The sequence below is a fragment of the Paenibacillus sp. J31R120 genome (genome assembly GCF_056269225.1).
On sequence record NZ_JBWDNN010000014.1, the window covers coordinates 1 to 22,542 of the forward strand.

The following is a 22,542-nucleotide window of genomic DNA, read 5'->3' on the forward strand; positions in this document are numbered from 1 at the left end:
TCTTGCGCAGTGGCGCTTGTAAGCATGATCTGAAACTCAGGCTGTGAATGACAGCCGTGGACTGGATTATAATGTGGTTTGGATTTGGGGTTAAAATGACGCAAGCAAGAGTAACGGAGCAAGAAATATTCTGGAGAAGCGATAGCGCTCGCCTTTGTATCCGGATTCCAACCGCTGAGGTTAGTTGAGGGAATTTGGATACAACAGTGATCGGAAGAATGTATCTTGCGCAGTGGCGCTTGTAAGCATGATCTGAAACTCAGGCTGTGAATGACAGCCGTGGACTGGATTATAATGTGGTTTGGATTTGGGGTTAAAATGACGCAAGCAAGAGCAACGGAGCAAGAAATATTCTGGAGAAGCGAAAGCGTTCGCCTTTGTATCCGGATTCCAACCGCTGAGGTTAGTTGAGGGAATTTGGATACAACAGTGATCGGAAGAATGTTTCTTGCGCAGTGGCGGTTGTGAGCTAAGGCTTACCTTTGCGCAGTGGCGGATGAGAGCTAAGAGTTACTTACATACGCAGTGGCAATGGTAAGCTACGGTTTGTAACTATGGATTTTGAAACGCCACACACAATGAGGAATTCCTAATGAAAGCGCCGCATGCAGGAATTTCGACGCCGTATAGCGAATACATAATATCTTAAGCGACCTAAGCATCGTCGCCCTTCAAACATCCATATACGTTGTCCATACGGTAAGGAGCGTGACGAGATGAGCTTTTGCTGCGGAGCCAGCATGATTGGAACGAAAGGAACACTGAAGCATTTTCATACGCATATTCATAATGTGCCGATTACATTTTGTCCGGTGTGCCATCGCGTCGACGTTCATTATTTGGCGCAACAGGAGTTTGATATATTGGCTGAATATGCGCATGGCGATGGCAGCGCAGAGGTGGACTACGACGATTACGTCGACCGTGACGAGCGCGCTTTGCTGGAGAATTGCGTGAACCACGAAAGTGAAGAGCCAATTGATGTTGTACGAAGTCAGATTGATATGTCGCTTGACTTGCTCAGCTTTGCCAAAGCGATTGACGATAAGCTATGGCAAATGGAGCTCAAGAAGCGTTTGATCGTGCTGAACAACAGACGGAACCGTCTGCTAAGGCGCCAATCTTCGGTATAGGATACGGGAAATATTCAGATGCCTCCCTTGCGGAGGCATCTCTCTTTTTGAAACGGGAAAAAAATTAACTTTTTTTAATGATACCCCCGCAAAGTGCGGTGGCAGTCACGAAATGATGTAGTAGCGAGGTGGAGCGGTTGTTGCTGATCCTGTTCAAGCGCTTTTTGCGCAAATCGGTTCCCTCCCAAGCTGTAACATCCGAGCAGAAGCTGGGACCGGAGCAGTACGTAGAGAAAATCCGACAAGGTGATGAAGGGCTTAGAGATCAATTCATTGCTGAGTATTATCCATATATAGCGAAGCTAACAAGCAGATTTTGCAAACGGTATGTTGATCCGAATAGAGATGATGAGTTCAGCGTGGCATTGCTTGCATTCAATGAAGCGATCAATCAGTATGATGCCGAAGCGGGAGCATCGTTCCTCGGATTTGCAAAAACCGTCATCCAACGTCGGCTTATTGACCATGCGCGGAAAGAACAAAGGCATTTGAAAGCTATTCCTTACAGCACCTATGATTCGGAAGGCGACGACGGAGCCGTATACAACGTGCTTGACACGAAGCAGGCGCTGGACGAACATGAGAATAATAGAAATATTAAGGAGAGGCGCGAGGAGATCGAGGAACTTAGTCAGGAGCTTGAGCAGTTTGGCATTACGTTCCCTGAGCTCGTAGAGATATCGCCCAAACATGCCGATTCACGGCAAATGCTCATTGGTATCGCAGCTATGCTGGCACAGAATGGGCCGCTGATGGCTGCTCTGAGGCTGACACAGCGTATGCCGATCAAGGAATTGATGGAGCAAAGCGGTGTCTCTCGCAAAACCCTGGAGCGCAACCGCAAATATATTATTGCCATAGCCACGATCATGTCGGGATCTTATCCCTATATGAATGACTATTTGGACATACGAATGAATGACACAGCAGCAGGCAAGGAGGTGAGCAGATGAAGCGCGGGATCGTAATGAGCGTGCATGCCAAACATGCTGTTGTCATGACTGTGGAAGGCCAGTTTATCCGCGCTCCTCTGCAAGGCTCGCCTCAGATTGGCGAAGAAATTGTATTTGAGGAAGAGCAATCGGAACCTAGGCGAATGAAGTGGAACCGGATATCGATGCGCTATACAGCTATAGCGGCGATGCTTGGCATTATGCTGATCGCAGGGCTCGCTTACGCGTTCTCCGCGACACATCCTGTCGTGGCGTATTTGACGATGGATATCAACCCGAGCGTTGAGATCGGGGTTGACGGCGGCGAGAAGGTTCGCAAGCTTCGCGCATTGAATGAAGACGGCGAACAAATTATTGCAGGCATAGCCTACAAGGGCGTCGATGTAGAGACGGTTGCGGCTGCTATTCTGGAGCAAGCCAGCAATGCACATTATTTGGACGCGCCGCATAAGGATATTTTGATTACAAGCGTTCTGCTGAATGGGAAGAAGCAGCCGGGTTTGGAGTTCGAGTCTTTGCTTACAAGCAAGCTGGATGAGAAATTGCAAAAGTGGCTGGCCGAGCATACAGGTGCGAACCAGGCGGTGACCATTACAACATTGTCCGTGCCTGAATCGCTGCGCGTCGAAGCGGATGCTAACGGCATATCATCAGGCAAGATGGCGGTCTATTTGATGGCAAAATATGAAGGGTATCAGGTAGAGCTTAGCAAGCTGAAGGAAGAGTCTATTGATACCTGGTCGGAGCCAATCGGCGGCATGAAGAGCATAGTGGCTACGGAAGATGAAGCTGAAACCAAGAAAAAGCTGGAGAAGCTTTTGGCCAAGGAGAAAAAGGCTCAGCAGGCGAAAGGCGGGTCTTCCGGAGCTGGCAAAACGACGAAGCCTGCTTCGACGGCTACGCCTAAGCCTTCAGCTAAGCCGTCTTCCAAGCCGACCGTTAAACCATCCGTCAAGCCATCCGAGTCGAGCAAGCCTAATCGGCATGGCTGGTGGCATGATCGGGATGAGGATGACCGTGATGATGACGATGACGACGATTATCGCCCGACCTCAGGCAAATGGAACAACGGCAAAGATCATGATAAATGGAAGAATCACGATTGGAATAAGGATTGGAATAACCAATGGAATAACAGCAAGCACAACGGCTGGTATAACTCCAATGATAATAAGAATAGCAAGGACAAGAAGAGCGAAAAGGACAATAAAAACAGTAGTATTGCCGGGAAAACCGGCAAAACCGGGACTGACGAGAGCAAAAATGGCAACAAAAATAAGGGAGAAAGCGACAAAAACAGCACTAAAAATAATGGCAAAAACAGCAGTAAAACCGATCAAAAAGGGAATAAACAGAACGAGCGTGATAAAGATTCCTCTAAAAAAGGGAGCCGGAACGAGCAAGACAAGGATGAGAATGATGACCGGAGCAGCAGAAACCGCGGCAACTCGGATCGTGACCGGGACAAGGCTGATGATCGAAAGGGTTCTTCCCGTGACGGCCGCCAGCATAGCAGTCGCGACTAGCCGAATGCTGGCAAGCGGACAGACTGTTGCTTGAGCACTAAGTTAGAAGCGGAGGCAGCTCCGCCTGTTTTGCATCTAACAAAAAACGAGTCTTTACGACTATATAGCCTCCTGGTTTCGACAGGATTTCCGATTGACAGCCTTTGTAAAGTAAACCTATGATTAGTGGTAAGTTCATTCGTACAAATCCATAGCTTTGCCGGGGAGGAGTAGTAGATGCAAGCCATTCGAAAGCGTTATTTCCCGGCGCTTGCCGAGTATATCCGGGGTGGTAAGGAAGCATCGCTTCATCATGCATACGAGCTGGGCAAACAACTTCAGGGGTACAATCAGGAAGAAATTATAGCCGTACATGAGGAATGCATACAAGAACTCGCAGCCAATGTGGAATCCAAAGATGCCGTTCAACTCTATCATCGTTCCTTTGTGTTTTTGATGGAGCTGATGGTGGCATGCCGATTCAAGATGGAAGTAAGCGCCGACGGTGAATTGCACGAGCCGTCATCGGCACAAAAGTTTATGGACATGCGGGCGCTCATGCTCCATTCGGACCGTTCGTTCGAGAGGGTTAAAAATAAATACGAAAACGTGCTGCAGCATATGGACAGCGGTATTGCGCTATTTGACAGCGACGGTATCCTGTCTTTTATCAACGTCCAGATGGCCAAGCTGCTGGACATTCCCAGAAAGACGCTGGTCGGCTGCAACATTAGAGAGATTCTGCTGCATCCCAAGCTTGCGATTACCTCCAAACGGACGATCCTTCGGCTATACCGGGAGATGTTCCTGAAGCGAAGCCGCTATTACGAGTTCCAGCATAAGGACGGCAAGCATCTGCTTGCTACCGTCACTTACGGAGACCAGCTCGACGGGGACTTCCTGTTCAGTGTGAAAGACGTGTCGGAATACAAGCAAATCGAACAAAGCGCGCTGCAGAACGACAAGCTTGCCATGTTAGGCAAGATCGCAGCCGCCATCGCCCATGAAATCCGCAATCCGCTAACCAGCATAAGAGGATTCATCCAGTTGCTTCGGCCTTACTTGCTAGAGGTGGGAAAGGAAGAATACGCGCGCATTATTTTGACGGAAATCGACCGCGCCAATGACATCATCTATGAATTTCTAAATTCCTCCAAGCCCTCCGCTCCTATGAAACAAGCCGCATCCATTGATCATCTCATCCGTGAAGTTGTTATGCTGACCGAAAGCGAATCTTTACTTCGTAATTGTGAAATCTCCGTAGAATCCTATCATGCCGAGGCTTACGTTTCGATTGATATCAAGCAAGTGAAGCAAGTGGTACTGAACATCGTGAAAAACGCGCTCGATGCAGTGGAAGAAATGCAATCGGAGCGTAGAGGGAAGATCGACATCTCGCTCAGCAGCGACGGGCAATATGTGAAGATATTGATCAGAGATAACGGCAAAGGAATGGACAAGGCTACAATGAACAGGCTATTCGATCCTTTCTTTACAACGAAACAAGCAGGTACCGGGCTTGGCCTGTCGGTCAGCTACAGGATCATTCGCAATCACGGCGGTACGATCCGGGTGGACAGTCAAGTGGGAAGCGGGACAGAATTTATCGTATATTTGCCATTGGCGGAATAAAGGTTTAGAATCGAATCGGGGTTTCATACCCCGATTTTTTGCTATATTCGAGAAACGAGGGATGGAACAATGGCGATTTCAATTAGAGTAGGAAACAGACAGGCGGGCGAAGCGGCGCCTGATGCTCTCGTGCGTTTTATCATAGAAGATGAATTGAAAGGAACTTCCGAGCTTGTTCATCTACAGATCGACGGACAGCTTCGCGGCGGTTATGCAAAGGGATTGTTCCAGGCGAAGCCTGAGCAAGTAGAATGCATGCCTTCACTTGGATTGGTAGAGTCATCGCATATTCTGTTTGTCGGTTATGAGCCGGGCTCCGGCGCTGACGGCTTGCGTCATGCCGGCGCTGCGGCGGCCAAAGCGCTGAAGAAAGTTCGTGCCTCCAGTGCAGAATTCCTGCTAACCTCTTCAGCTCTGGAACAGGAGCTAGGCGCTATCGGCGCGGAAGCCGCTGCACAGGCGTTGACGGAAGGCATTCAGCTGGCTCTGCATGACAGACAGCCGCTGAAGAAGGAAGAGCAGGTCCGCTTTGGTCTAGGAGAGATTGCGTATCGCTTCGAGGACGGCTTTGCCGGATCGCAGGCTGACAGCGGCATATGGAAGAAAGGCGCGGACAAAGGACAGATTCTTGCTGGCAGCGTCGCGTATGCCCGTGATTTGACCAATCTTCCGGGCAATGATTTGACTCCGGAGCGCCTGGCGTTCCATGCGGAGGAGCTTGCCTCGCAGTACGGTCTGGAGATCGAGGTTATCGACGAGTGGACGGCAGCCGAGCAAGGGATGGGCGGCTTGCTGGGAGTCGGTCAAGGCAGCGTCAATCCGCCAAGAATGATCGTCATCCACTATAAAGGAGCGCCGGAATCCTCTGAGGTATGGGGCTTGATCGGCAAAGGCATTACGTTCGATACAGGCGGCATTTCCTTGAAGAAGGCTGCGGGTATGGAAGAGATGATCTCCGATATGGGAGGCGCTGCGGCCGTGCTGGGTGCGCTGCGCGCCTTGGCGGAGCTGAAGGCGGAAGTGAATGCGCTTGTGGTTGTTCCCACAGCCGAAAACATGCCTTCCGATCGCGCCTTGAAGCCGGGTGATGTTATTCGAATGATGAGCGGGCATACGGTGGAGGTCGTGAATACGGATGCGGAGGGCAGACTTGTCCTGGCTGACGCCCTCACTACGGCTATTCGCCGAGGGGCTACGAAGCTTGTTGACGTTGCGACGCTTACGGGAGCCGTTATGGTTACTTTAGGTTATGAAGCGACAGGGGCTGTAACGAATAATGACGCGTTAATGACGAATGTGCTTCGCGCTTCGGAGCGCGCGGGAGAGCGCGTATGGCAGCTGCCTGCGTATCCGGAATTTTTGAAAGGATTGAAGAGCGATGCGGCTGACCTGAAAAATAGCGGTTCCCAGTACGGCGGAGCGAGCAAAGGCGGCATGTTCATCGGTTACTTCGCGGAAGGACTGCCTTGGGTGCATCTGGACATCGGCGGCACCGCATGGCTGGAAGCAGCTAGAGGCTGGGAACCGAAGGGCGGCACTGGAGTTATGGTGCGTACGCTTGTGGAATTAACGGCAGGAGAGCAAACCTAAGGCATATTTGAATCGGAGGTTCTATGACGTACGAGGAATTGATGCAACAACTGGAGAAGCTGGGCAGCGAGCAGACGAAGGGGACCTTTCTCAGGCACGGCGCCATGGAGCCGTTCTTTGGCGTCAAGGTCGGCGATTTGAAGAAGCTGGTTAAGTACGTGAAGAAGGACCAGAAGCTTGCGGAGCAATTGTACGCTTCGGGCATTTCGGATGCGATGTATCTCGCGGGGTTGTCCATTGATCCTAAGCAGGTATCAAAGGAATTGCTGCAGCAATGGGCGAACGAAGCGTATTGGTCCATGCTGGCGGAATATACGGTTGCCGGAGTTGCAGCGGAAAGCGCCTATGCCAGGGAGCTTGCGCTGGAGTGGATCGATTCGCCGGAAGAGATGAAGGCGGCTTGCGGGTGGAACACCTATGCCGGATATGTGTCTATTACGCCTGACAGCGAGCTGCCGATCGGAGAAATCCGCGAATTGCTGACTAGAGTGCGCAAAGATATTCACAGTGAGAAGAATAGAGCGCGTTATACGATGAATGGCTTCGTAATCGCTGTCGGCACCTATGTCTGGGAGCTTCATGAAGAGGCGATCGACATAGGAAGGGCCATCGGAAAGGTTCATGTGGACGTTGGCAATACCGCTTGCAAAGTGCCTTTGGCTGAGGAATACATTGCTAAATCATCCAGCAGAGGCAAGATTGGCGTGAAGAAAAAAACCTGCATTTGCTAACCAATCACGTCTTATGATGCATGGACTGGGCATTGATGCTTTAAATGCATGAAACCGATGCCAATATGGTTATGGAAGGCAAGCGGTTATTGTACTAAAATATGAAGAGGCCACAAAACTGCAAGTGATGCAGCGGGTAGGCTTCTCTTCCTATGTCTCGGCAAGGAAGGGTCAGGCGGCCATGTATGGAATGGTTCGCCATAGAAAATAATAGGATGGTTATGAATAGAGAGGGTGGAATTTTCTGCAATGAGCATCCATGATGAGCGCAACTCTTCGCCTTGGAAAAGCTACTATGGTCCCAATCTTGGTTATGTTCAGGAGCAATACGAACTGTTCCTGGCCGATCCGAATGCCGTTGAAGCATCGGTTCGCGAAATGTTTCTCGTATGGGGGGCGCCGCCTTCCACAGCAGCTGCGATTTCGTCGGCTGCGCCGGTTTCCACTACTGGAACCGTACAGTCGGGGACACCGCTAGCAGGCGGTCCGCTTGACAGCAATATGCTCAAGAAGGTCGTTGCCGCGCATCAGCTAATGCTGAATATTCGCAGGTACGGCCATTTAGGTGCGGATATTAACCCGCTGGGCATTAGCCAATCGGCTGACACGAAGCTGCTAGACCCTGAGACCTTCGGATTGACGAAAGAGGATCTGCTATCCATTCCTGCGTCCCTGATCTGGGACAACGCGCCGGAGTCCATTGGCAATGGTTGGGATGCCATCGTGCGGCTCAGAGAAATTTACACCCGTTCGGCTGCGTATGAATTTACACATATCCACGATGAGACTGAACGCTCCTGGCTTCACAAGCAAGCGGAGTCCGGTTCGTTCCCTGCTCCTTTGTCTACAAGGGAGAAGGAAGCGCTGCTTGAGCGCCTCATGCAAGTGGAGCAATTCGAGAGCTTCATCCACAAAACGTTCGTCGGCCAGAAGCGCTTTTCTATCGAGGGCGTCGACATGCTCGTTCCGGTGCTGGACGAAATCGTCCGCGCTACGGCGCATGACGGAGCTCAGCATATCCTGATCGGCATGGCGCATCGCGGCCGTCTGAACGTGCTGACGCATGTGCTTGGCAAGCCGTATGAGAAAATCTTCTCCGAATTCCATCACTCCCCTAACAAGGAGCTGGTTCCTTCCGAGGGATCGATGGGCATTAACTATGGATGGTCCGGCGACGTGAAATATCACTTGGGAGCAGACCGCGCCTTCACAGAAGGCGAGACGGTTCGCGCCAAAGTGACACTTGCGAACAACCCGAGTCACTTGGAATTCGTCAACCCTGTTGTAGAGGGCTACACGCGTGCTGCACAGGAAGACCGCAGCAAGCCTGGCTTCCCTGAACAGGATTTGCATAGCGCCGTAACCGTATGCGTACACGGCGACGCAGCGTTCATCGGCGAGGGCATCGTAGCCGAGACGCTTAACTTCAACAATCTTCAAGGCTACCGCAATGGCGGTACGCTTCATATTATTGCAAACAACCGTCTGGGCTTTACGACGAACAGCGTGGACTCCCGTTCCACTCATTACGCAAGCGACCTTGCGAAAGGCTTCGATCTGCCGATCATGCACGTGAACGCAGACGATCCTGAGGCATGTCTTGCGGCTGTGCGTCTGGCATGCGAATATCGCCTGCGCTTCCAGAAAGGCTTCGTTATTGACTTGATCGGCTACCGTCGTTTCGGCCATAACGAGATGGACGATCCGGAAGCAACTCAACCGCTGGTTTACTCCAAGGTTCGCAAACATCCGACAGTAGCAACGCTGTACGCAGAATTGCTGAAGTCGGAGAAAACGATTTCCGAAGAGCTGGCGACTCAGCTTCGCGAGAAGACGCTAAGCGCCCTTCAAGCCGGTTATGACGCCATGAAGGCGAATGAAGGCAAGGCGCATGTGCAAGTTACACAAGAGAACGGCGTAGTTGTACCGGAGGACGTCCGTACGGCTGTACCGATGGAGACGCTTAAGGAAATCAACCTGGAGCTGCTGAACCGTCCGGAAGGCTTCACGGAGTATTCCAAGTTGCAGCGTATTCTGCAACGCCGCGCGACCAGTCTGAATGATGGCGAGAAGCTGGATTGGGCGCATGCCGAAGCATTGGCTTTCGCTACTATTCTGGCGGATGGTACGCCAATCCGTCTGAGCGGTCAGGATTCCGAGCGCGGAACGTTCGCTCATCGTCACATCATGCTGAACGACAATGCAACGGCTCAGAAGTTCACGCCGCTGCATATGTTCCCGCAGGCGAAAGCTTCGTTCGCAGTTCATAACAGCCCGCTCTCTGAGACGGCTGTACTGGCATTTGAATATGGCTACAATGTATTTGCACCGGAATCATTCGTTATCTGGGAAGCACAATTCGGCGACTTCGCGAACGTTGCCCAAGTCATATTCGACCAATTCATGGCTGCCGGCCGTGCGAAGTGGTCGCAGAAATCCGGTCTTGCAATCTTGCTGCCGCATGGCTATGAAGGCCAAGGCCCTGAGCATTCCAGCGCACGTCTGGAGCGCTTCCTGCAATTGTCTGCTGACAACAACTGGACTGTTGCGAACCTGACGACTTCGGCGCAATACTTCCACCTGCTGCGCAAGCAAGCAGCGATGCTGGGCAGCGACAGTGTGCGTCCGCTCGTATTGATGGCACCGAAGAGCTTGCTGCGCAACCCGCGCGTTGCGTCGCATGGCGTTGAATTCAGCGAGGGCTCCTTCAAGCCGGTGCTTCCGCAGTTCAGCCTGACGGAAACAAAAGCGGCCAAAGATAAAGTAAAACGTCTGATTCTTGGAACGGGCAAAGTGATGGTTGATCTGGAGGAAGCGATGTCCTCCGGCAGCGAAGGCGATTATGCTTGGCTGCGTGTAGCACGCGTCGAACAGCTGTATCCATTGCCGCAAGCCGAGCTTGAGCGCATCTTTGGTCAATTCAGCAAGCTTGAAGAGATCGTATGGGTTCAAGAAGAGCCTAAGAACCAAGGTTCCTGGTCCTACATGGAGCCTCGCCTGCGCGATCTGGCGCCGGGCAAGGTGCAGGTCCGCTATATTGGACGTCCGGATCGTGCAAGTACAGCAACCGGTCATCAGGAAATCCACGTTGCAGAACAGAACATGATTATTTCTTCCGCTTTGAATGGTCAACCATTCGAATCGAGTTTGGTAAGGGGGTAGCAACAAATGGCAGATATTATTGTACCTGAACTGGGAGAATCGATTTCCGAAGGAACGATTACAAAATGGTTCGTGAAGGAAGGTGACAACGTCAATCAAGGCGATGTCCTTCTGGAACTTGAGACGGATAAAGTCAACATTGAAATTAGCGCGGACAGCAGCGGTGTTGTATCGAGCATCGCGAAACAAGAAGGCGATGTAGTCCTTGTTGGCGAAGCGATCGGTTCGATCGGCGCGTCCACCGGCGCACCGGCTGCAACACCTGCACCAGTGGCTCCGAAAGCGGCAGAAGCGCCAGCTCCAGCGGCTGCCGCAGCTGCACCTGCAGCAACAGCTGTGTCGACAGCTGCATCGGTGAATGCATCGCCTGCAGCTCGCAAGCTGGCTCGCGAACAAGGCGTCGACCTGACGCAAGTGCAAGGCAAAGACAGCATCGGCCGTATCTATCCGGATGATGTTCGCTCGCATAACGGACAAGCTCCTGCTCCTGCAGCGGCACCTGCGCCTGCAGCTCCGGCTCCAGCGCCAGCTGCGGCAGCAATTGCCGGCGGCAAGCCGGTAGAGCGCAAGCGCATGTCCCGCCGCCGCGCGACGATTGCGAATCGTCTCGTGGAAGCACAGCGCACTGCAGCTATGCTGACAACATTCAACGAAGTGGATATGACGGCGATCCTTGATCTTCGCAAGCGCCGCAAGCAATCCTTCTTCGATAAGAACGAGGTTAACCTGGGCTTCATGTCCTTCTTCACGAAGGCGGTTGTCGGCGCGCTGAAGCAGTTCCCGCTGCTTAACGCGGAGATTGACGGCGAAGATATCGTTGTGAAGAAATTCTACGATATCGGTATTGCCGTATCGGCCAAAGAAGGTCTTGTCGTTCCTGTCGTTCGCGATGCGGATCGTCTGGGTTTTGCTGAGATCGAAAGAAACATCATTGAATTGGCTAAGAAAGCACGTGCTAATACACTATCCATTGGCGATCTGCAAGGCGGCAGCTTTACGATCACGAATGGCGGCGTATTCGGCTCCTTGCTGTCGACGCCAATCTTGAACACACCTCAGGTTGGTATCCTGGGCATGCACAAAATCCAAATTCGTCCGGTTGCTATCGACAATGAGCGTATGGAAAACCGTCCGATGATGTATATCGCACTTTCCTACGACCACCGTATCGTTGACGGCAGCGAAGCTGTCCGCTTCCTTGTAGCGGTGAAGGAAATGCTGGAAGATCCGGAGCAGCTTCTGCTGCAAGGCTAAGCTTTAACGATCTCTACTACAAAGCTATTGGTTATCGTACGACGATAACCAATAGCTTTTTTTGTCATTTTATAGAGAGTGAAGCAGGAAGGAAGCGGGGGTTCGTGGAACATAAACTACCATGGATGATATCGGATGATTCCTTCAAGGGGTGTTACGGACATGACGAAGAGAAGCAACGAAAATTTGCTGCGTGAAAGCAAAGAAAGATATGATGCTCTCGTTCAATATTTGCCGGATGGAATCCTGGTCCATTCCGATTGCCGAATTGTATTCGCGAATGATGCCGCTGTAAGACTGCTAGGCGCAACCGTCGTTGATGAGCTTTTGGGACAACCGATTTTTTTGTTCATTCATCCCGATTACGCGCATCAGCTAGAGGAGAGGATTGAACAATTTCTGAAGGCAGGTCGCCCTCATCGATCAGCATTCAGGAAGTTCGTACGCTTAGATGGCGAAATCGTCAAGACTGAGGTCCATGCTGTACCGATAACATTCGACGGCAAGCCGGCTGTGCAGCTCATCATACGTGATATGTCCGAGTGGATTCGGATGGAGGAGACGCTACACGAGAAGGATGATCTATACAAGACGCTGGTGGAGCATGTGGTCGCCGGTGTGTTTGTTGAGCAGAACGGCGTATTTGTTTATTTGAATCCGTATTTGGTTAAGATGCTGGGCTACCAATCCGAGGAGATGATTGGCCGCAAGCTGGAGGAGTTCGTAGACGAAGGGGAGCTACATACGCTCAGAAACAGCGATTTTTCTGTCCATGATCATGGACAGAAGCAGTTTCCGTTTCGAATCAAAGGCAAGCATAAGGACGGCAGCACGATCTACCTGGAGGGCAACAGCTCGATGATTACATTTGACGGCCAGGAAGCGCTGCTCGGTACGGTACAGGATGTTACGATGAAGCACGAGCGGGAGCAGATGCTCCTGCAAAACGCCAAGCTGTATCAGCGAATTATGATGTGCATGCCGGAGCCGATCGTCATTACGCATAGTGAGAGAGTGCTCTATGTGAACCGCCATGCGATGGAGCTAGTTGGCGTTACAGATGATTCCTGTATTGTAGGCCGAAATCTATTTGAATACATTCACGAGAATGATCGTGAGAATGTGAAAGAAAAGCTGTCTTGGACCATCTCCGTAGATGAGCCGACCTCGTTCGCGGAAGCCAAAATCGTATTGACCAGCGGACGTGTATTGGAGGTTGAGGCATCCAATATTAGCATCGATAATTATATGGGCAAAAGGGTTGTGCTGAGCGTAATCCGCGATTTGACTGAGCGCAAGCGGTCAGAGGAGCGGATGCTCCGCTCGGAGAAGCTGTCGGTGATCGGACAGCTAGCAGCAGGCGTAGCCCATGAAATTCGCAATCCGTTAACCGCGCTGAAGGGCTTCACCCAGTTGCTGCGGACCAAATACCGGGATGAAACGACGTATTTTGGGATCATGGAAGGCGAATTAGACCGTATTAATTTGATCGTTAACGAGTTCATGACGCTGTCGAAGCCCCATCTTTCTCCTTTCCAGCCAGGCCATATGGACGATATTCTACAGAGTGTTGTCTCGATTCTGGATACGCAGGCTATCCTGATGAACGTAGAGATCATCTATCGACCTCTGGGGGAGCTGCCGCTTATGAACTGCAATGAGAATCAATTAAAGCAGGTGTTCGTCAATGTGATCAAAAATGCGGTTGAATCGATGCCAAATGGCGGCAAGGTGGAGATTACAGCTCGCACGGTGGAGACGCATAACGGACAAAGCATCCATATTCAGGTCAAGGATGAGGGGCAGGGGATTCCGCAGGAGCTGATCAGACGGCTGGGTGAACCCTTTGTCACGACCAAGGAAAAGGGAACGGGTCTTGGCCTTATGGTGAGTACACGCATTATTGAAGCGCATCATGGCACATTGCATATCCAGAGCGCGCCGAATAAAGGAACGACTGTAGATATTTCGCTGCCTGTTCTTTGATCCTGAATTCATCTACCGATGATTATAGTAGAGCAAAAAATGATGGAGGAGCGTGAACGATGATGACAACGCAAAAGGGAAAACTGGGGACAAGCACGATTACGCAAATTGGCTTGCTGGTGCATGATATCGAAGCAACTTCGCAGGCCTACGCCGATTTCTTCGGACTGGAGAAGCCCGAATGGTTTTGGACGGATACCGTGGATAAAGCGCAGACGGAGTATAGCGGGAAACAAAGCGAGGCGCGGGCGAAGCTGGCTTTTTTCGATATGGGTTCGCTTCAGCTGGAATTGATTGAACCGGATCGGCATCCCAGCACATGGCGCGAGCATCTCGACGCGCATGGGGAAGGCGTCCATCATATTGCGTTGATCATCGAAGGCATGAAGGAGAAAGTAACGCTCATGGAGGGACAGGGAATGAAGCTGGTCCAGAAGGGTGAATATACAGGCGGACGGTATGCCTATATGGATACGTTCCCGCAGCTAAAGGTGATGCTGGAGCTGCTGGAGAATGATCCTTCGTAAGATCTGAATTTCTAATTTGCTCATACAGAAACGCCATTCCAGGATGAGTCGATCATCGAGGAAATGGCGTTTTTTATGATGGCTTCAGTCTGACATGGCAGACGAATGTTCGCTATACAGCTCAATCGGAAGTGGCCGTATTCATGCTCTCATTATGCTAATGTCCGCAAAGCAGCATACGTATTTTTTAGCATTTGAGGGCCCGCCATGTTGGCAGCTACAGAAAACCACTCGGAATGCGTCAAGATTTTGCCAATTAGATAAAAAGCGATCCCGCCGATCAATTCAAAGGCGAGGAATTCCTTCCACTTCCACGCAGGAACAACATAGACGATAAAAACGTCCTTACTTCCAGCCCCAAAGCGTCCCTTCAACCGTAAACCCTCCTGCCGCAATCCTACAGAGTTCCATACTCATTAGCGTATGCGCGGCAGCTTTTCCAACATTCGCATCAACTTGTTTGCAGAGCTTCCTGCAATATTTCCAGCATGGCATCGATATGAGAGTGCTCCACAATGAGCGCCGGCATGAGGCGAATGGTATGGGCATTAGGCGCATTCACCAGAAGTCCCTTCTCTCTGCACTTCTCAACCAGTGAAGGAGCGTCCGGCACATCAAAGGCGAGCAGAAGGCCCAAGCCCCGAACATTCGTAATCGGCATGGTAGCGGACAAGCGCTTCAGCCCTTCCATCAAGTAGTGGCCTTGCTTATACGCTTGATCGGCAAGGTCAAGACGGAGCAGCTCGCCCAATACCGCCAACCCTGCTGCCATAGCAAGCGGCTGGCCGATATAAGTGCCGCCTTGATCGCCGGGCTGGAACAGATCGTATTGCTCTTTCGTAAGCATGGCCGACAATGGGAAGCCGCCGCCGATTCCTTTGCCCAGCGTGAGAATATCCGGTTGAATGCCATAATGCTGGTAGGCGAACATTTTGCCCGTACGGCCTAGGCCGGTCTGGATTTCGTCGAAAATAAGCAGAATACCGTACATGTCGCATATTTTGCGAAGTCCGTACAGGTAGGCTTCACTAACCGCATGAACTCCGCCTTCTCCTTGCACAAGCTCTACCATAATGGCGCAAGTCTGGTTCGTGACTGCGGCGAAGCAAGCGTCCAGATCATTTATAGGCACATGTACGAATCCGTCCACTTTCGGTGCGAAGAGAGGCTTCCATTGCGCTTTGCCTGTTGCAGACATCATGGCCAGCGTGCGGCCGTGGAAGCTGTTCGTTAACGTGATGACCTCATAAGCGCCGTTGAGGTTCAGTGCTCCATGCTTGCGGGCAAGCTTAACCGCGCTTTCGTTCGCTTCCGCACCCGTGCTGGTGAAAAACACTTTATCCATGCCGCTGACGCTAGTAAGCTGCTCGGCGAATTGGATCTGCGGCTCATTATAAAAGGCAGGGCTGGCATGAACCAGCTTGGATGCCTGCTCGGCAAGCGCTTGTTGCAGGACGACAGGCGAGTGGCCAAGACTATTGACGGCCCAGCCGCCGATAAAGTCCAGATAGCTATTGCCCTCCGTATCGTATAGCATCATGCCTTCGCCGCGCGCCATGACGATATCCGGACGAATGGCTGTATTCAGCACATGCTTTTTGGCCAGGTCAATGGGAGCTGGTATATGGGTAATCGTGTGAGTGTCTTTTTCCAAAGATGAAACATGCATGAGATTGGACATGCTTTCCCTCCGTTCAAACTTAATACTGTATAAATATACATCAAAACGAATTAATATTCAATAAACAATTGAAGGATTTATGCTTTGTAGATCGCCCGTTGTTTTGAAAAATAAAGCTATACTTTTATGGGAATATAGGGTATTATCTTTATACCATAAAAGAGCGCTTAAACTCCTTATATATCAAGGGTTTAGCGCTCTTTTCATCTTAAATGGTCACATTTTGATCACGAAATTCTGATTTTCCACTGTTTTTAGCAAATCTCCGAACTTTTTCGAGGTGTCTTTTTTCACTGTTCTGGTCACATGCAAGTAGACTGATTTTGTTGTTGAATCATCAACATGACCTAGACGATCCATAATGTCATGTAGATTTGCGCCGGCCTCAGCCAGGAGACTTGTATGAGTATGTCTTAGCGAATGGGGGGATAGGTTTTCATTCAGTCCAGCGATTTTTAAAAGTCGTTTCATTCTTGTCTGATAATGCAGGAGTGTCATAGGATAACCTGGATGTTTGTTCTTGTTGGGCATTATGTAACCCTTATTGTAGTAACGGTCACGATGAAGCATCATAAATTCTTTGTTCTTATGAATGTAACTTTTTAATACTGCAGTGATCATAGGATCTACATCAATCACTCGAACAGAAGTTTTAGTTTTAGGGGTATACAGTTCATACTTTAACATGTTGTTATTAGGACTGTAATAAGTCTTGGTAATGCTAATGGTGTTTTCAGCGAAATCTATGTCTGATTCTCTTAAAGGTATAAATTCCCCGATTCTCATTCCCGTGTATGCCAAGGTCAAGAATGTCTCATAATCTCCGTCAAGACCATGTTTGAGGGCGGTATTCAGAAATAGAGTTAATTCTTCCTTTTCTAAATATCCCGGAAGTTCAACTTTGTTTTCAAGATCATCTACAGTCAATACCTCTTTAGGGACTGAGGCGAATTCTGTTGGATCAGTTTTAATAACTTCCAATTCAATGGCACGTCTAAATATCATTTGTGCGACACTGTGTGTTGAAGTAATCGTATTATCGGCGTTTTCGTCTTCTTCTTTCATATTAATTAAAGCCTCTTGATACATGAATGTCGTTATATTATTAATCTGAATAGCATCAAAGTATTTTTTTAACCTCTTTATCGACTTTCTCCTAGAATCGACAGTGTTACCCTTTACACCTGATACTTTTGCATAGTGTCCTAGCCAAACGTCACAGAACTCCCCAAAACTGACTTTGCTATTAACAATGAATGTTCCTGTGGTTAGCTGATGGTAAAGCTCGTTAGCCGCCGCCAGAGCCTCTTTCTTGTTCTTATAACCCCTACGCCTCGCCTGTTTACGTTTGCCCGTCACAGGGTCGCGTGGGAGGTCTAGCACGAAGTAATAAGTACCCGTCTTATCGTCTTTTTTAATTGATGCCATAGTATACCTCCTACTATGATCTAATACGTCCATTATGACGGCATAAGGAGAAATAGAAAAGCCAATACGTGCACTGTAAGATAATAATTTTGGACAAAATAGCTAATTTTTTTCCGGGATATCACTATGATACTCTTCAGAAGTGTGTAATAATGTGAGTACAATACCGAACAAATATACGTAAAAGGAGGGGTATCTAATGAGCAGCAGGGCACTAGATATAGCCCACTACGTTGTCACATATGCTTTAAAGAATTCTAAAACGATCACCCACTTACAATTGCAAAAGGTCCTTTATTATTTAGAAGCCTATTCCTTGCACATATATGGCAAGCCGCTTTTCAATGAGGATATTGAAAAATGGAAACTTGGACCTGTAGTGCCTGAGGTATACCACGAATATAAAGGTTTTGGTCCTCGTAAGATTACATTCGTTCCAACTGAAACAGTATTTGACACTGACAGCTTCGAGATGAAGGTGGTTGAATTCGACCATACTAAACTTAACAAAGAACTGCGAAACGAAATTAGGCCGCTAATAAGAAAGCTCCTAAGGTATGATGGCCTTAAACTGGTTGAATTAACTCATCTCCATTCAATTTGGCTAGAGGATAAGGAAAGGATTCTTCGAGGAGAAAAAGAAATTCAATATGATAAAAATGAAATGGAAAGCTTTTTTGATAAAAACCCTCATTACTTAGAGGAGTTGGGACTTCTAGATGATGGGCGATGAAATTGTAACAATTTTAGGAGAAGGATCTATAGTTGCCTTCTCAAATGAAGATGACATTGATTTGCTTTCCATGAAACTTTTTTTATTCTATGAAAAATATGATCGTCATCAGTATTCAGAAGCAAGCCAATATATATTCGATCTATCTGATGAGAAAATTGAGTTTTTAGATCTAAATCTTGCTGCAGTATTTAATTCTATTTTTAGACTTAACCTGGAAGTTGAATATTTTAATAAGTATAAAAAAAGGCTATCTAAACTAATTGATCATATCAGCCTAGCAAGAAATCAAAAGCAATATGTAGATGCAGCTTTATTCAGATTATTTAGGGAAAGCCAGGTAATGCTTAAAAATACTAAAATTTCGACAGTGAAAATAGAGAATTTAAGGAAGGACATTTTGGGTTTTAAAACCGAAATCGAACAACACCGGGATGAAGTAAGGTCCATAGCTGGAGTGGTCGAGGACACTAAGGAAAAATTCACAGAAATTATTGATGTGAAAAATCAGATTTTTACTCAGTTTGTTACCGTACTTGGAATATTTACAACAATAATATTTGCTGCGTTTGGTGGTTTGGATGTTCTTAGATCATTATTTGGAAACATAGATGCACCTATTGGTAAGGTATTAACCTTTTCGAGTATTGTGATAGCTACAATAATCACTCTAACCTTTGTTCTTATGAGCGGTATTGCTCGTCTTTCAGGGAAATATATTAAGTCGTGTGGCTGTAAAGAACATTGTCATCACAATCATGTTAAAAAGTATCCAGCGTTAGTTGTAAGCTTGATGATGTGCTTCTTAGGTGCATCAGTAGGGACATCTGCTATTTTTGTAGATTATAGAGGAGCCTACAGAGTATTTACGGATAACTGGGATTCAGTTAGAAGAGCCTTTACAGCCGCAGGGGTAGTTGGTGTATTAGCTTTAATTTTAATTGGAGTTTTTCTTTGGTTACTTTACAAAAAGCCAATGGGAAAAAGGTCAATAAATAATGATTTGGATAATCCAGTGATTCCAAATGTTAATCAAACTCAAGAGTCAATCAAAGCTTAAGAAAATTGAAGGCCTGTCAATCATATGATTGACAGGCCTTCAATTGATTTATGGTTAATTATACGTCGTTTAACGTACCTTATTAAGTCAAAGCCTCTATGCGTGGGGGAGTGGGACAATTAGATAGACAAAACGTAAAGAAGATGGATTAGAATTGTAAGTTTTGGTTGTTTCATATATATGGTAAAATAGTAACGTGATATCAAAGTTGAGAGATGTAGAGTTGCCCGAACATAAACTACAAACTTAGGGGGATTGAAGATGGATAACACTACATTAACATTATTAACAGCAATTATCGTTCCAATTGCAACTTCAATAATTACTTATTTGGGAGCACGTCATCAATCAAGTTCAGAAATTAAAAAAATGATAAACTTACAAAATCTCGAAATGGAAAAGCTAAAATCACAACAAGACTCAGAATTAAATAAATTAAAAGAGCTTCATGGTCAAGAAATCGAAAAATTAAAAATTGCAATGGAGACACAAGCTGGACTATATGAAAAGACTACACAAACTGATCTATTAAAAGATGTATTTACACAAGTTATTAACGGAAATACAACTGGTATTGACTCTTTAATAAATCTCAGTAAACGAATACCAGGAAATAATGGTCCAACAAAGCAAAGGAGATAGATTTATTAATGATATGAGATAGAATGTTGTATTGTGAGACTTAGTTATGATGATATGAAAGAAAGTATACCACAAATTGTTGCCATAATTGTGGCTGGAATTACTTCAATCGCTGCTGTGTTTTCTGCAATTTTCACCAAGTTTATCGAAACTAAATCTCAAAGAAGAAACCTTGAATTGGATATCTTATTGAGGAAACGGATCGACTTATATGAAAATTTTATTACAACAGCTTCGAATTATGTCTATGTATCAGGTAGAGTTGGTTTGGAGTATCAAGAATATCTAAAAGCATACAACTCTGCTAGATTAATTGCTTCAAGTAGCACACAAGAAGCTCTGAAAAAGGTATCTGTCTCGACTAATAAGCTAAGGACATTAGAGGGTATTGATAAATCAATACATTCTCAAACTGAATGGAATGATAATTTTGAAAATGCATGTAAGGCAATGAGTAATGATATAAAAAGACTAACTAAAAGAATTAATAATTAAAAAAATAAGTAGATAATGAGGAGAAGCCTTTATGACGATCCCTTCAAAATCTAAAGTTTTTGAGCATTGGATGGAGTGGCTAGACCGCAGAGGATTTGATTGGACAGAGCCTTGTTGTTGGGCGTGTGGTCGTCATTGGGGCCAGAAGTATTGCCTAGAAAATCTCGATGCCAGCAAGAAGGAGATCATCGATAATTGGAACAATGTTCCCCTACAAATATGCCACATCATCCCAAAACAGTTCGGCGGGGAAGATGATCCAATAAATTTGTTTCTAATGTGTAGCGACTGCCATGATCGAGCTCCGAATACAAGATCCAGAGAGGCATTCCTAGAATGGGTTGAGAAACAAGATCATTCATATGATCAAAGTCTGCTCATCATGAGAGAACTCAAGAATTTTGGTCTGGATGTTCGATTAAAGGAAATCGATGCATTGTTAAAAGATGAGCAAAGCTACAAAGAGCTATTTAGTAAAGTCGGATTACATATGAACCAGGCTAGAGGTGGGGCGGAAATAACCCTCTCGAGTATTGTAGCGGTAATAGCTGAGAGGTTGAAAGGAGGACCTTTATGATTGAAGATGAAGCATTTGAATTAAACGCCAGGATCAAAATTAATCGGGCTATAGATGTTGAATTAGTAAGTGTTCAGGCGACAGTCACGTACAGTTTTAAAAAGACCTGTACTGTCGCCTAAACAAGAAATCCATTGATCTCATTTATACGGAGTTTCTTTTACGAAATTTTGTAAAGTCGAGCGAATTGACTAATTTCAGGAATGTACATTTATCATAATATCTCGATTGAAAGGTATGTTAATATTATCATTCGATTCTAGTATTCCTTCGACACAAGCGATTGATGTTCCGATAAACCTTCCATTAGTATCCTTTGCTTCACCGTAATAAGCTGTTGATAGAATTTTTGTTACGGTAACATTCTCTCCACTAACAGTTAAATACATATTTTCTAAAGATATTTCTTGACCAATAACTATAAAGCAAGGATTATCACTTTTGTATATGTTTAAGAATTTAGTTACTTGCCGTTCATTCATTTCTATAAGTTCTCTTTCTTCATCAAAATCCGTAATATAATGCTCGAGGTCTGATAAGTAGCTCCGTTCAGAAAGATTGCAAAGTTGATTTATAGATAAATTCATATCAGGTCTGTCCATAAATTTATATCTATTAGTAATAATCTCATCTTTATAAACTTTTAATTGTTGCCCAACATGAATTCTTGCTTGCTCAGGGCTGAATTCTTCCCATATTTTGAATGCAATTAATACGTTCCTTTCATATAATTTTGTAAAAAAACTGAACTTTGAAATTCCAAATGGTAGATCTTCAATTGATTCAATAATATTAGATTCAATAGTTTGAAAATTTGATACCCCTTCTCTTAACTCTTTGGCGATTCTTTCAATAAGATCATATTCTTCGACTTCTATCCCCTGATCAATCGCCTCATCGATAAGCTTTCTCATTCTTTTAATTATATAGATTTTTGGCGTTATGTATATCATTTTGCTCTCTCTCCTAACGAATCTGTATTTTTTATTATTTATCATAGACATTTGTTCCATGGGATTGATGGCCGGGATAGAATAGTGCTTTGTGCTTAGACCAAGATTTAATTCCTACAAAATACGGCTGCCACATATTGTTGGTTTCTTATTGTAATTATCATATTTTTATTAATCTTTATAAGTTAACTGTACGTTCCACATGATTCAACAGCATGTATTGAGCTTCAGCCCTCATCTTTTGTATCCGTTTGATGTGCCGATCCGCAGCTCCTGTGTTTAGTTCATGTAGAACCTCTATGTAGGCATCAATTTTAACTATTAATTGTTCAGGATTATTTATTGCAGTGTACGTACGGCATATTTTTTCATCCTCGAATCTTATTTGAGGGTAATCATATATCCCTCGGTAATCGTCTAAGATGACGAATTCGGTGTCCCGTTTAATCCTTTTCAGAATACTTTCCTGTATTTCAAGGGGAGAAGAGGAATGGTGACCT

General features: G+C 46.8%; 20 protein-coding genes. 16 read left to right on the forward strand and 4 right to left on the reverse strand.

What is annotated here, in order from left to right; all coding sequences use genetic code 11:
* Positions 1-716: 716 nt before the first annotated feature.
* The 10 genes from AC0YNW_RS27895 to AC0YNW_RS27940 all read left to right on the forward strand — a co-directional run bounded on the left by AC0YNW_RS27895 (position 717) and on the right by AC0YNW_RS27940 (position 14,473).
* Positions 717-1,133, forward strand: a complete 417-nt coding sequence (locus tag AC0YNW_RS27895; RefSeq protein WP_475834656.1) for a hypothetical protein — start codon at positions 717-719, stop codon at positions 1,131-1,133.
* A 137-nt stretch (positions 1,134-1,270) separates the two neighbouring features.
* Entirely contained in the window at positions 1,271-2,086 is an 816-nt protein-coding gene (gene sigI / locus AC0YNW_RS27900) for an RNA polymerase sigma factor SigI (RefSeq protein ID WP_475834657.1), read from the forward strand.
* Positions 2,083-3,612 (forward strand): anti-sigma factor domain-containing protein, encoded by a 1,530-nt coding sequence (locus AC0YNW_RS27905; RefSeq protein WP_475834658.1) that lies wholly within the window; start codon positions 2,083-2,085, stop codon positions 3,610-3,612. Before sigI ends, AC0YNW_RS27905 begins: the two co-directional genes overlap by 4 nt.
* Positions 3,613-3,828: 216 nt before the next feature.
* A complete protein-coding gene (locus AC0YNW_RS27910) occupies positions 3,829-5,223 on the forward strand; it encodes an ATP-binding protein (RefSeq protein ID WP_475834659.1) in 1,395 nt (464 codons plus the stop codon).
* Positions 5,224-5,292: 69 nt separating this feature from the next.
* The gene (locus AC0YNW_RS27915) at positions 5,293-6,813 is read left to right on the forward strand and encodes a leucyl aminopeptidase (RefSeq protein WP_475834660.1); all 1,521 of its coding nucleotides are present in this window, start codon (positions 5,293-5,295) and stop codon (positions 6,811-6,813) included.
* 23 nt (positions 6,814-6,836) lie between these two features.
* Positions 6,837-7,544 (forward strand): DNA alkylation repair protein, encoded by a 708-nt coding sequence (locus tag AC0YNW_RS27920; RefSeq protein WP_475834661.1) that lies wholly within the window; start codon positions 6,837-6,839, stop codon positions 7,542-7,544.
* Positions 7,545-7,793: 249 nt separating this feature from the next.
* Complete coding sequence (locus AC0YNW_RS27925; protein ID WP_475834662.1) at positions 7,794-10,706, forward strand: 2-oxoglutarate dehydrogenase E1 component; 2,913 nt, start codon at positions 7,794-7,796, stop codon at positions 10,704-10,706.
* Between the two features lie 6 nt (positions 10,707-10,712).
* Positions 10,713-11,960, forward strand: coding sequence for a 2-oxoglutarate dehydrogenase complex dihydrolipoyllysine-residue succinyltransferase (gene odhB, locus AC0YNW_RS27930; protein WP_475834663.1), 1,248 nt, complete (start codon positions 10,713-10,715; stop codon positions 11,958-11,960).
* A 162-nt stretch (positions 11,961-12,122) separates the two neighbouring features.
* Positions 12,123-13,946, forward strand: coding sequence for a PAS domain S-box protein (locus tag AC0YNW_RS27935; protein ID WP_475834664.1), 1,824 nt, complete (start codon positions 12,123-12,125; stop codon positions 13,944-13,946).
* Between the two features lie 59 nt (positions 13,947-14,005).
* Positions 14,006-14,473, forward strand: coding sequence for a VOC family protein (locus AC0YNW_RS27940; protein WP_475834665.1), 468 nt, complete (start codon positions 14,006-14,008; stop codon positions 14,471-14,473).
* A 152-nt stretch (positions 14,474-14,625) separates the two neighbouring features.
* On the opposite strand, the gene AC0YNW_RS27945 is transcribed toward AC0YNW_RS27940, so the two are convergent.
* From AC0YNW_RS27945 to AC0YNW_RS27955, 3 genes are all read right to left on the reverse strand, one after another.
* The gene (locus AC0YNW_RS27945) at positions 14,626-14,847 is read right to left on the reverse strand and encodes a hypothetical protein (RefSeq protein ID WP_387476504.1); all 222 of its coding nucleotides are present in this window, start codon (positions 14,845-14,847) and stop codon (positions 14,626-14,628) included.
* 77 nt (positions 14,848-14,924) lie between these two features.
* Positions 14,925-16,154, reverse strand: a complete 1,230-nt coding sequence (locus AC0YNW_RS27950) for an aspartate aminotransferase family protein (protein WP_475834666.1) — start codon at positions 16,152-16,154, stop codon at positions 14,925-14,927.
* A 216-nt stretch (positions 16,155-16,370) separates the two neighbouring features.
* A complete protein-coding gene (locus AC0YNW_RS27955) occupies positions 16,371-17,582 on the reverse strand; it encodes a site-specific integrase (RefSeq protein WP_475834667.1) in 1,212 nt (403 codons plus the stop codon).
* Between the two features lie 199 nt (positions 17,583-17,781).
* Here AC0YNW_RS27955 and AC0YNW_RS27960 point away from each other — a divergent pair, with 199 nt between their 5' ends.
* The 6 genes from AC0YNW_RS27960 (at position 17,782) to AC0YNW_RS27985 (ending at position 21,211) form a co-directional block, all read left to right on the forward strand.
* On the forward strand, positions 17,782-18,315 hold the full coding sequence (locus AC0YNW_RS27960) for a Panacea domain-containing protein (RefSeq protein ID WP_475834668.1): 534 nt from the start codon (positions 17,782-17,784) through the stop codon (positions 18,313-18,315).
* Positions 18,302-19,375, forward strand: a complete 1,074-nt coding sequence (locus tag AC0YNW_RS27965; protein ID WP_475834669.1) for a hypothetical protein — start codon at positions 18,302-18,304, stop codon at positions 19,373-19,375. Before AC0YNW_RS27960 ends, AC0YNW_RS27965 begins: the two co-directional genes overlap by 14 nt.
* 261 nt (positions 19,376-19,636) lie before the next feature.
* Positions 19,637-20,017: a hypothetical protein gene (locus AC0YNW_RS27970; protein ID WP_475834670.1), complete on the forward strand. Its 381-nt coding sequence runs from the start codon at positions 19,637-19,639 to the stop codon at positions 20,015-20,017.
* Positions 20,018-20,050: 33 nt separating this feature from the next.
* Positions 20,051-20,512, forward strand: coding sequence for a hypothetical protein (locus tag AC0YNW_RS27975; protein WP_475834671.1), 462 nt, complete (start codon positions 20,051-20,053; stop codon positions 20,510-20,512).
* Positions 20,513-20,543: 31 nt separating this feature from the next.
* On the forward strand, positions 20,544-21,089 hold the full coding sequence (locus tag AC0YNW_RS27980) for an HNH endonuclease (protein ID WP_475834672.1): 546 nt from the start codon (positions 20,544-20,546) through the stop codon (positions 21,087-21,089).
* Positions 21,086-21,211 (forward strand): hypothetical protein, encoded by a 126-nt coding sequence (locus AC0YNW_RS27985; protein WP_475834673.1) that lies wholly within the window; start codon positions 21,086-21,088, stop codon positions 21,209-21,211. Before AC0YNW_RS27980 ends, AC0YNW_RS27985 begins: the two co-directional genes overlap by 4 nt.
* A gap of 75 nt (positions 21,212-21,286) precedes the next feature.
* On the opposite strand, the gene AC0YNW_RS27990 is transcribed toward AC0YNW_RS27985, so the two are convergent.
* Complete coding sequence (locus AC0YNW_RS27990; RefSeq protein ID WP_475834674.1) at positions 21,287-22,042, reverse strand: hypothetical protein; 756 nt, start codon at positions 22,040-22,042, stop codon at positions 21,287-21,289.
* Positions 22,043-22,542 lie beyond the last annotated feature (500 nt).

Bases quoted from the DNA above. Each gene is read 5' to 3' on its own strand.
- AC0YNW_RS27980 (WP_475834672.1), top strand. From the start codon at position 20,544: ATGACGATCCCTTCAAAATCTAAAGTTTTTGAGCATTGGATGGAGTGG.
- AC0YNW_RS27985 (WP_475834673.1), top strand. From the start codon at position 21,086: ATGATTGAAGATGAAGCATTTGAATTAAACGCCAGGATCAAAATTAAT.
- odhB (WP_475834663.1), top strand. From the start codon at position 10,713: ATGGCAGATATTATTGTACCTGAACTGGGAGAATCGATTTCCGAAGGA.
- AC0YNW_RS27940 (WP_475834665.1), top strand. From the start codon at position 14,006: ATGATGACAACGCAAAAGGGAAAACTGGGGACAAGCACGATTACGCAA.
- AC0YNW_RS27955 (WP_475834667.1), bottom strand. From the start codon at position 17,582: ATGGCATCAATTAAAAAAGACGATAAGACGGGTACTTATTACTTCGTG.
- AC0YNW_RS27920 (WP_475834661.1), top strand. From the start codon at position 6,837: ATGACGTACGAGGAATTGATGCAACAACTGGAGAAGCTGGGCAGCGAG.
- AC0YNW_RS27970 (WP_475834670.1), top strand. From the start codon at position 19,637: ATGGATAACACTACATTAACATTATTAACAGCAATTATCGTTCCAATT.
- AC0YNW_RS27905 (WP_475834658.1), top strand. From the start codon at position 2,083: ATGAAGCGCGGGATCGTAATGAGCGTGCATGCCAAACATGCTGTTGTC.
- AC0YNW_RS27925 (WP_475834662.1), top strand. From the start codon at position 7,794: ATGAGCATCCATGATGAGCGCAACTCTTCGCCTTGGAAAAGCTACTAT.
- AC0YNW_RS27990 (WP_475834674.1), bottom strand. From the start codon at position 22,042: ATGATATACATAACGCCAAAAATCTATATAATTAAAAGAATGAGAAAG.
- AC0YNW_RS27935 (WP_475834664.1), top strand. From the start codon at position 12,123: ATGACGAAGAGAAGCAACGAAAATTTGCTGCGTGAAAGCAAAGAAAGA.
- AC0YNW_RS27910 (WP_475834659.1), top strand. From the start codon at position 3,829: ATGCAAGCCATTCGAAAGCGTTATTTCCCGGCGCTTGCCGAGTATATC.
- AC0YNW_RS27915 (WP_475834660.1), top strand. From the start codon at position 5,293: ATGGCGATTTCAATTAGAGTAGGAAACAGACAGGCGGGCGAAGCGGCG.
- AC0YNW_RS27960 (WP_475834668.1), top strand. From the start codon at position 17,782: ATGAGCAGCAGGGCACTAGATATAGCCCACTACGTTGTCACATATGCT.
- AC0YNW_RS27895 (WP_475834656.1), top strand. From the start codon at position 717: ATGAGCTTTTGCTGCGGAGCCAGCATGATTGGAACGAAAGGAACACTG.
- AC0YNW_RS27965 (WP_475834669.1), top strand. From the start codon at position 18,302: ATGATGGGCGATGAAATTGTAACAATTTTAGGAGAAGGATCTATAGTT.
- AC0YNW_RS27950 (WP_475834666.1), bottom strand. From the start codon at position 16,154: ATGTCCAATCTCATGCATGTTTCATCTTTGGAAAAAGACACTCACACG.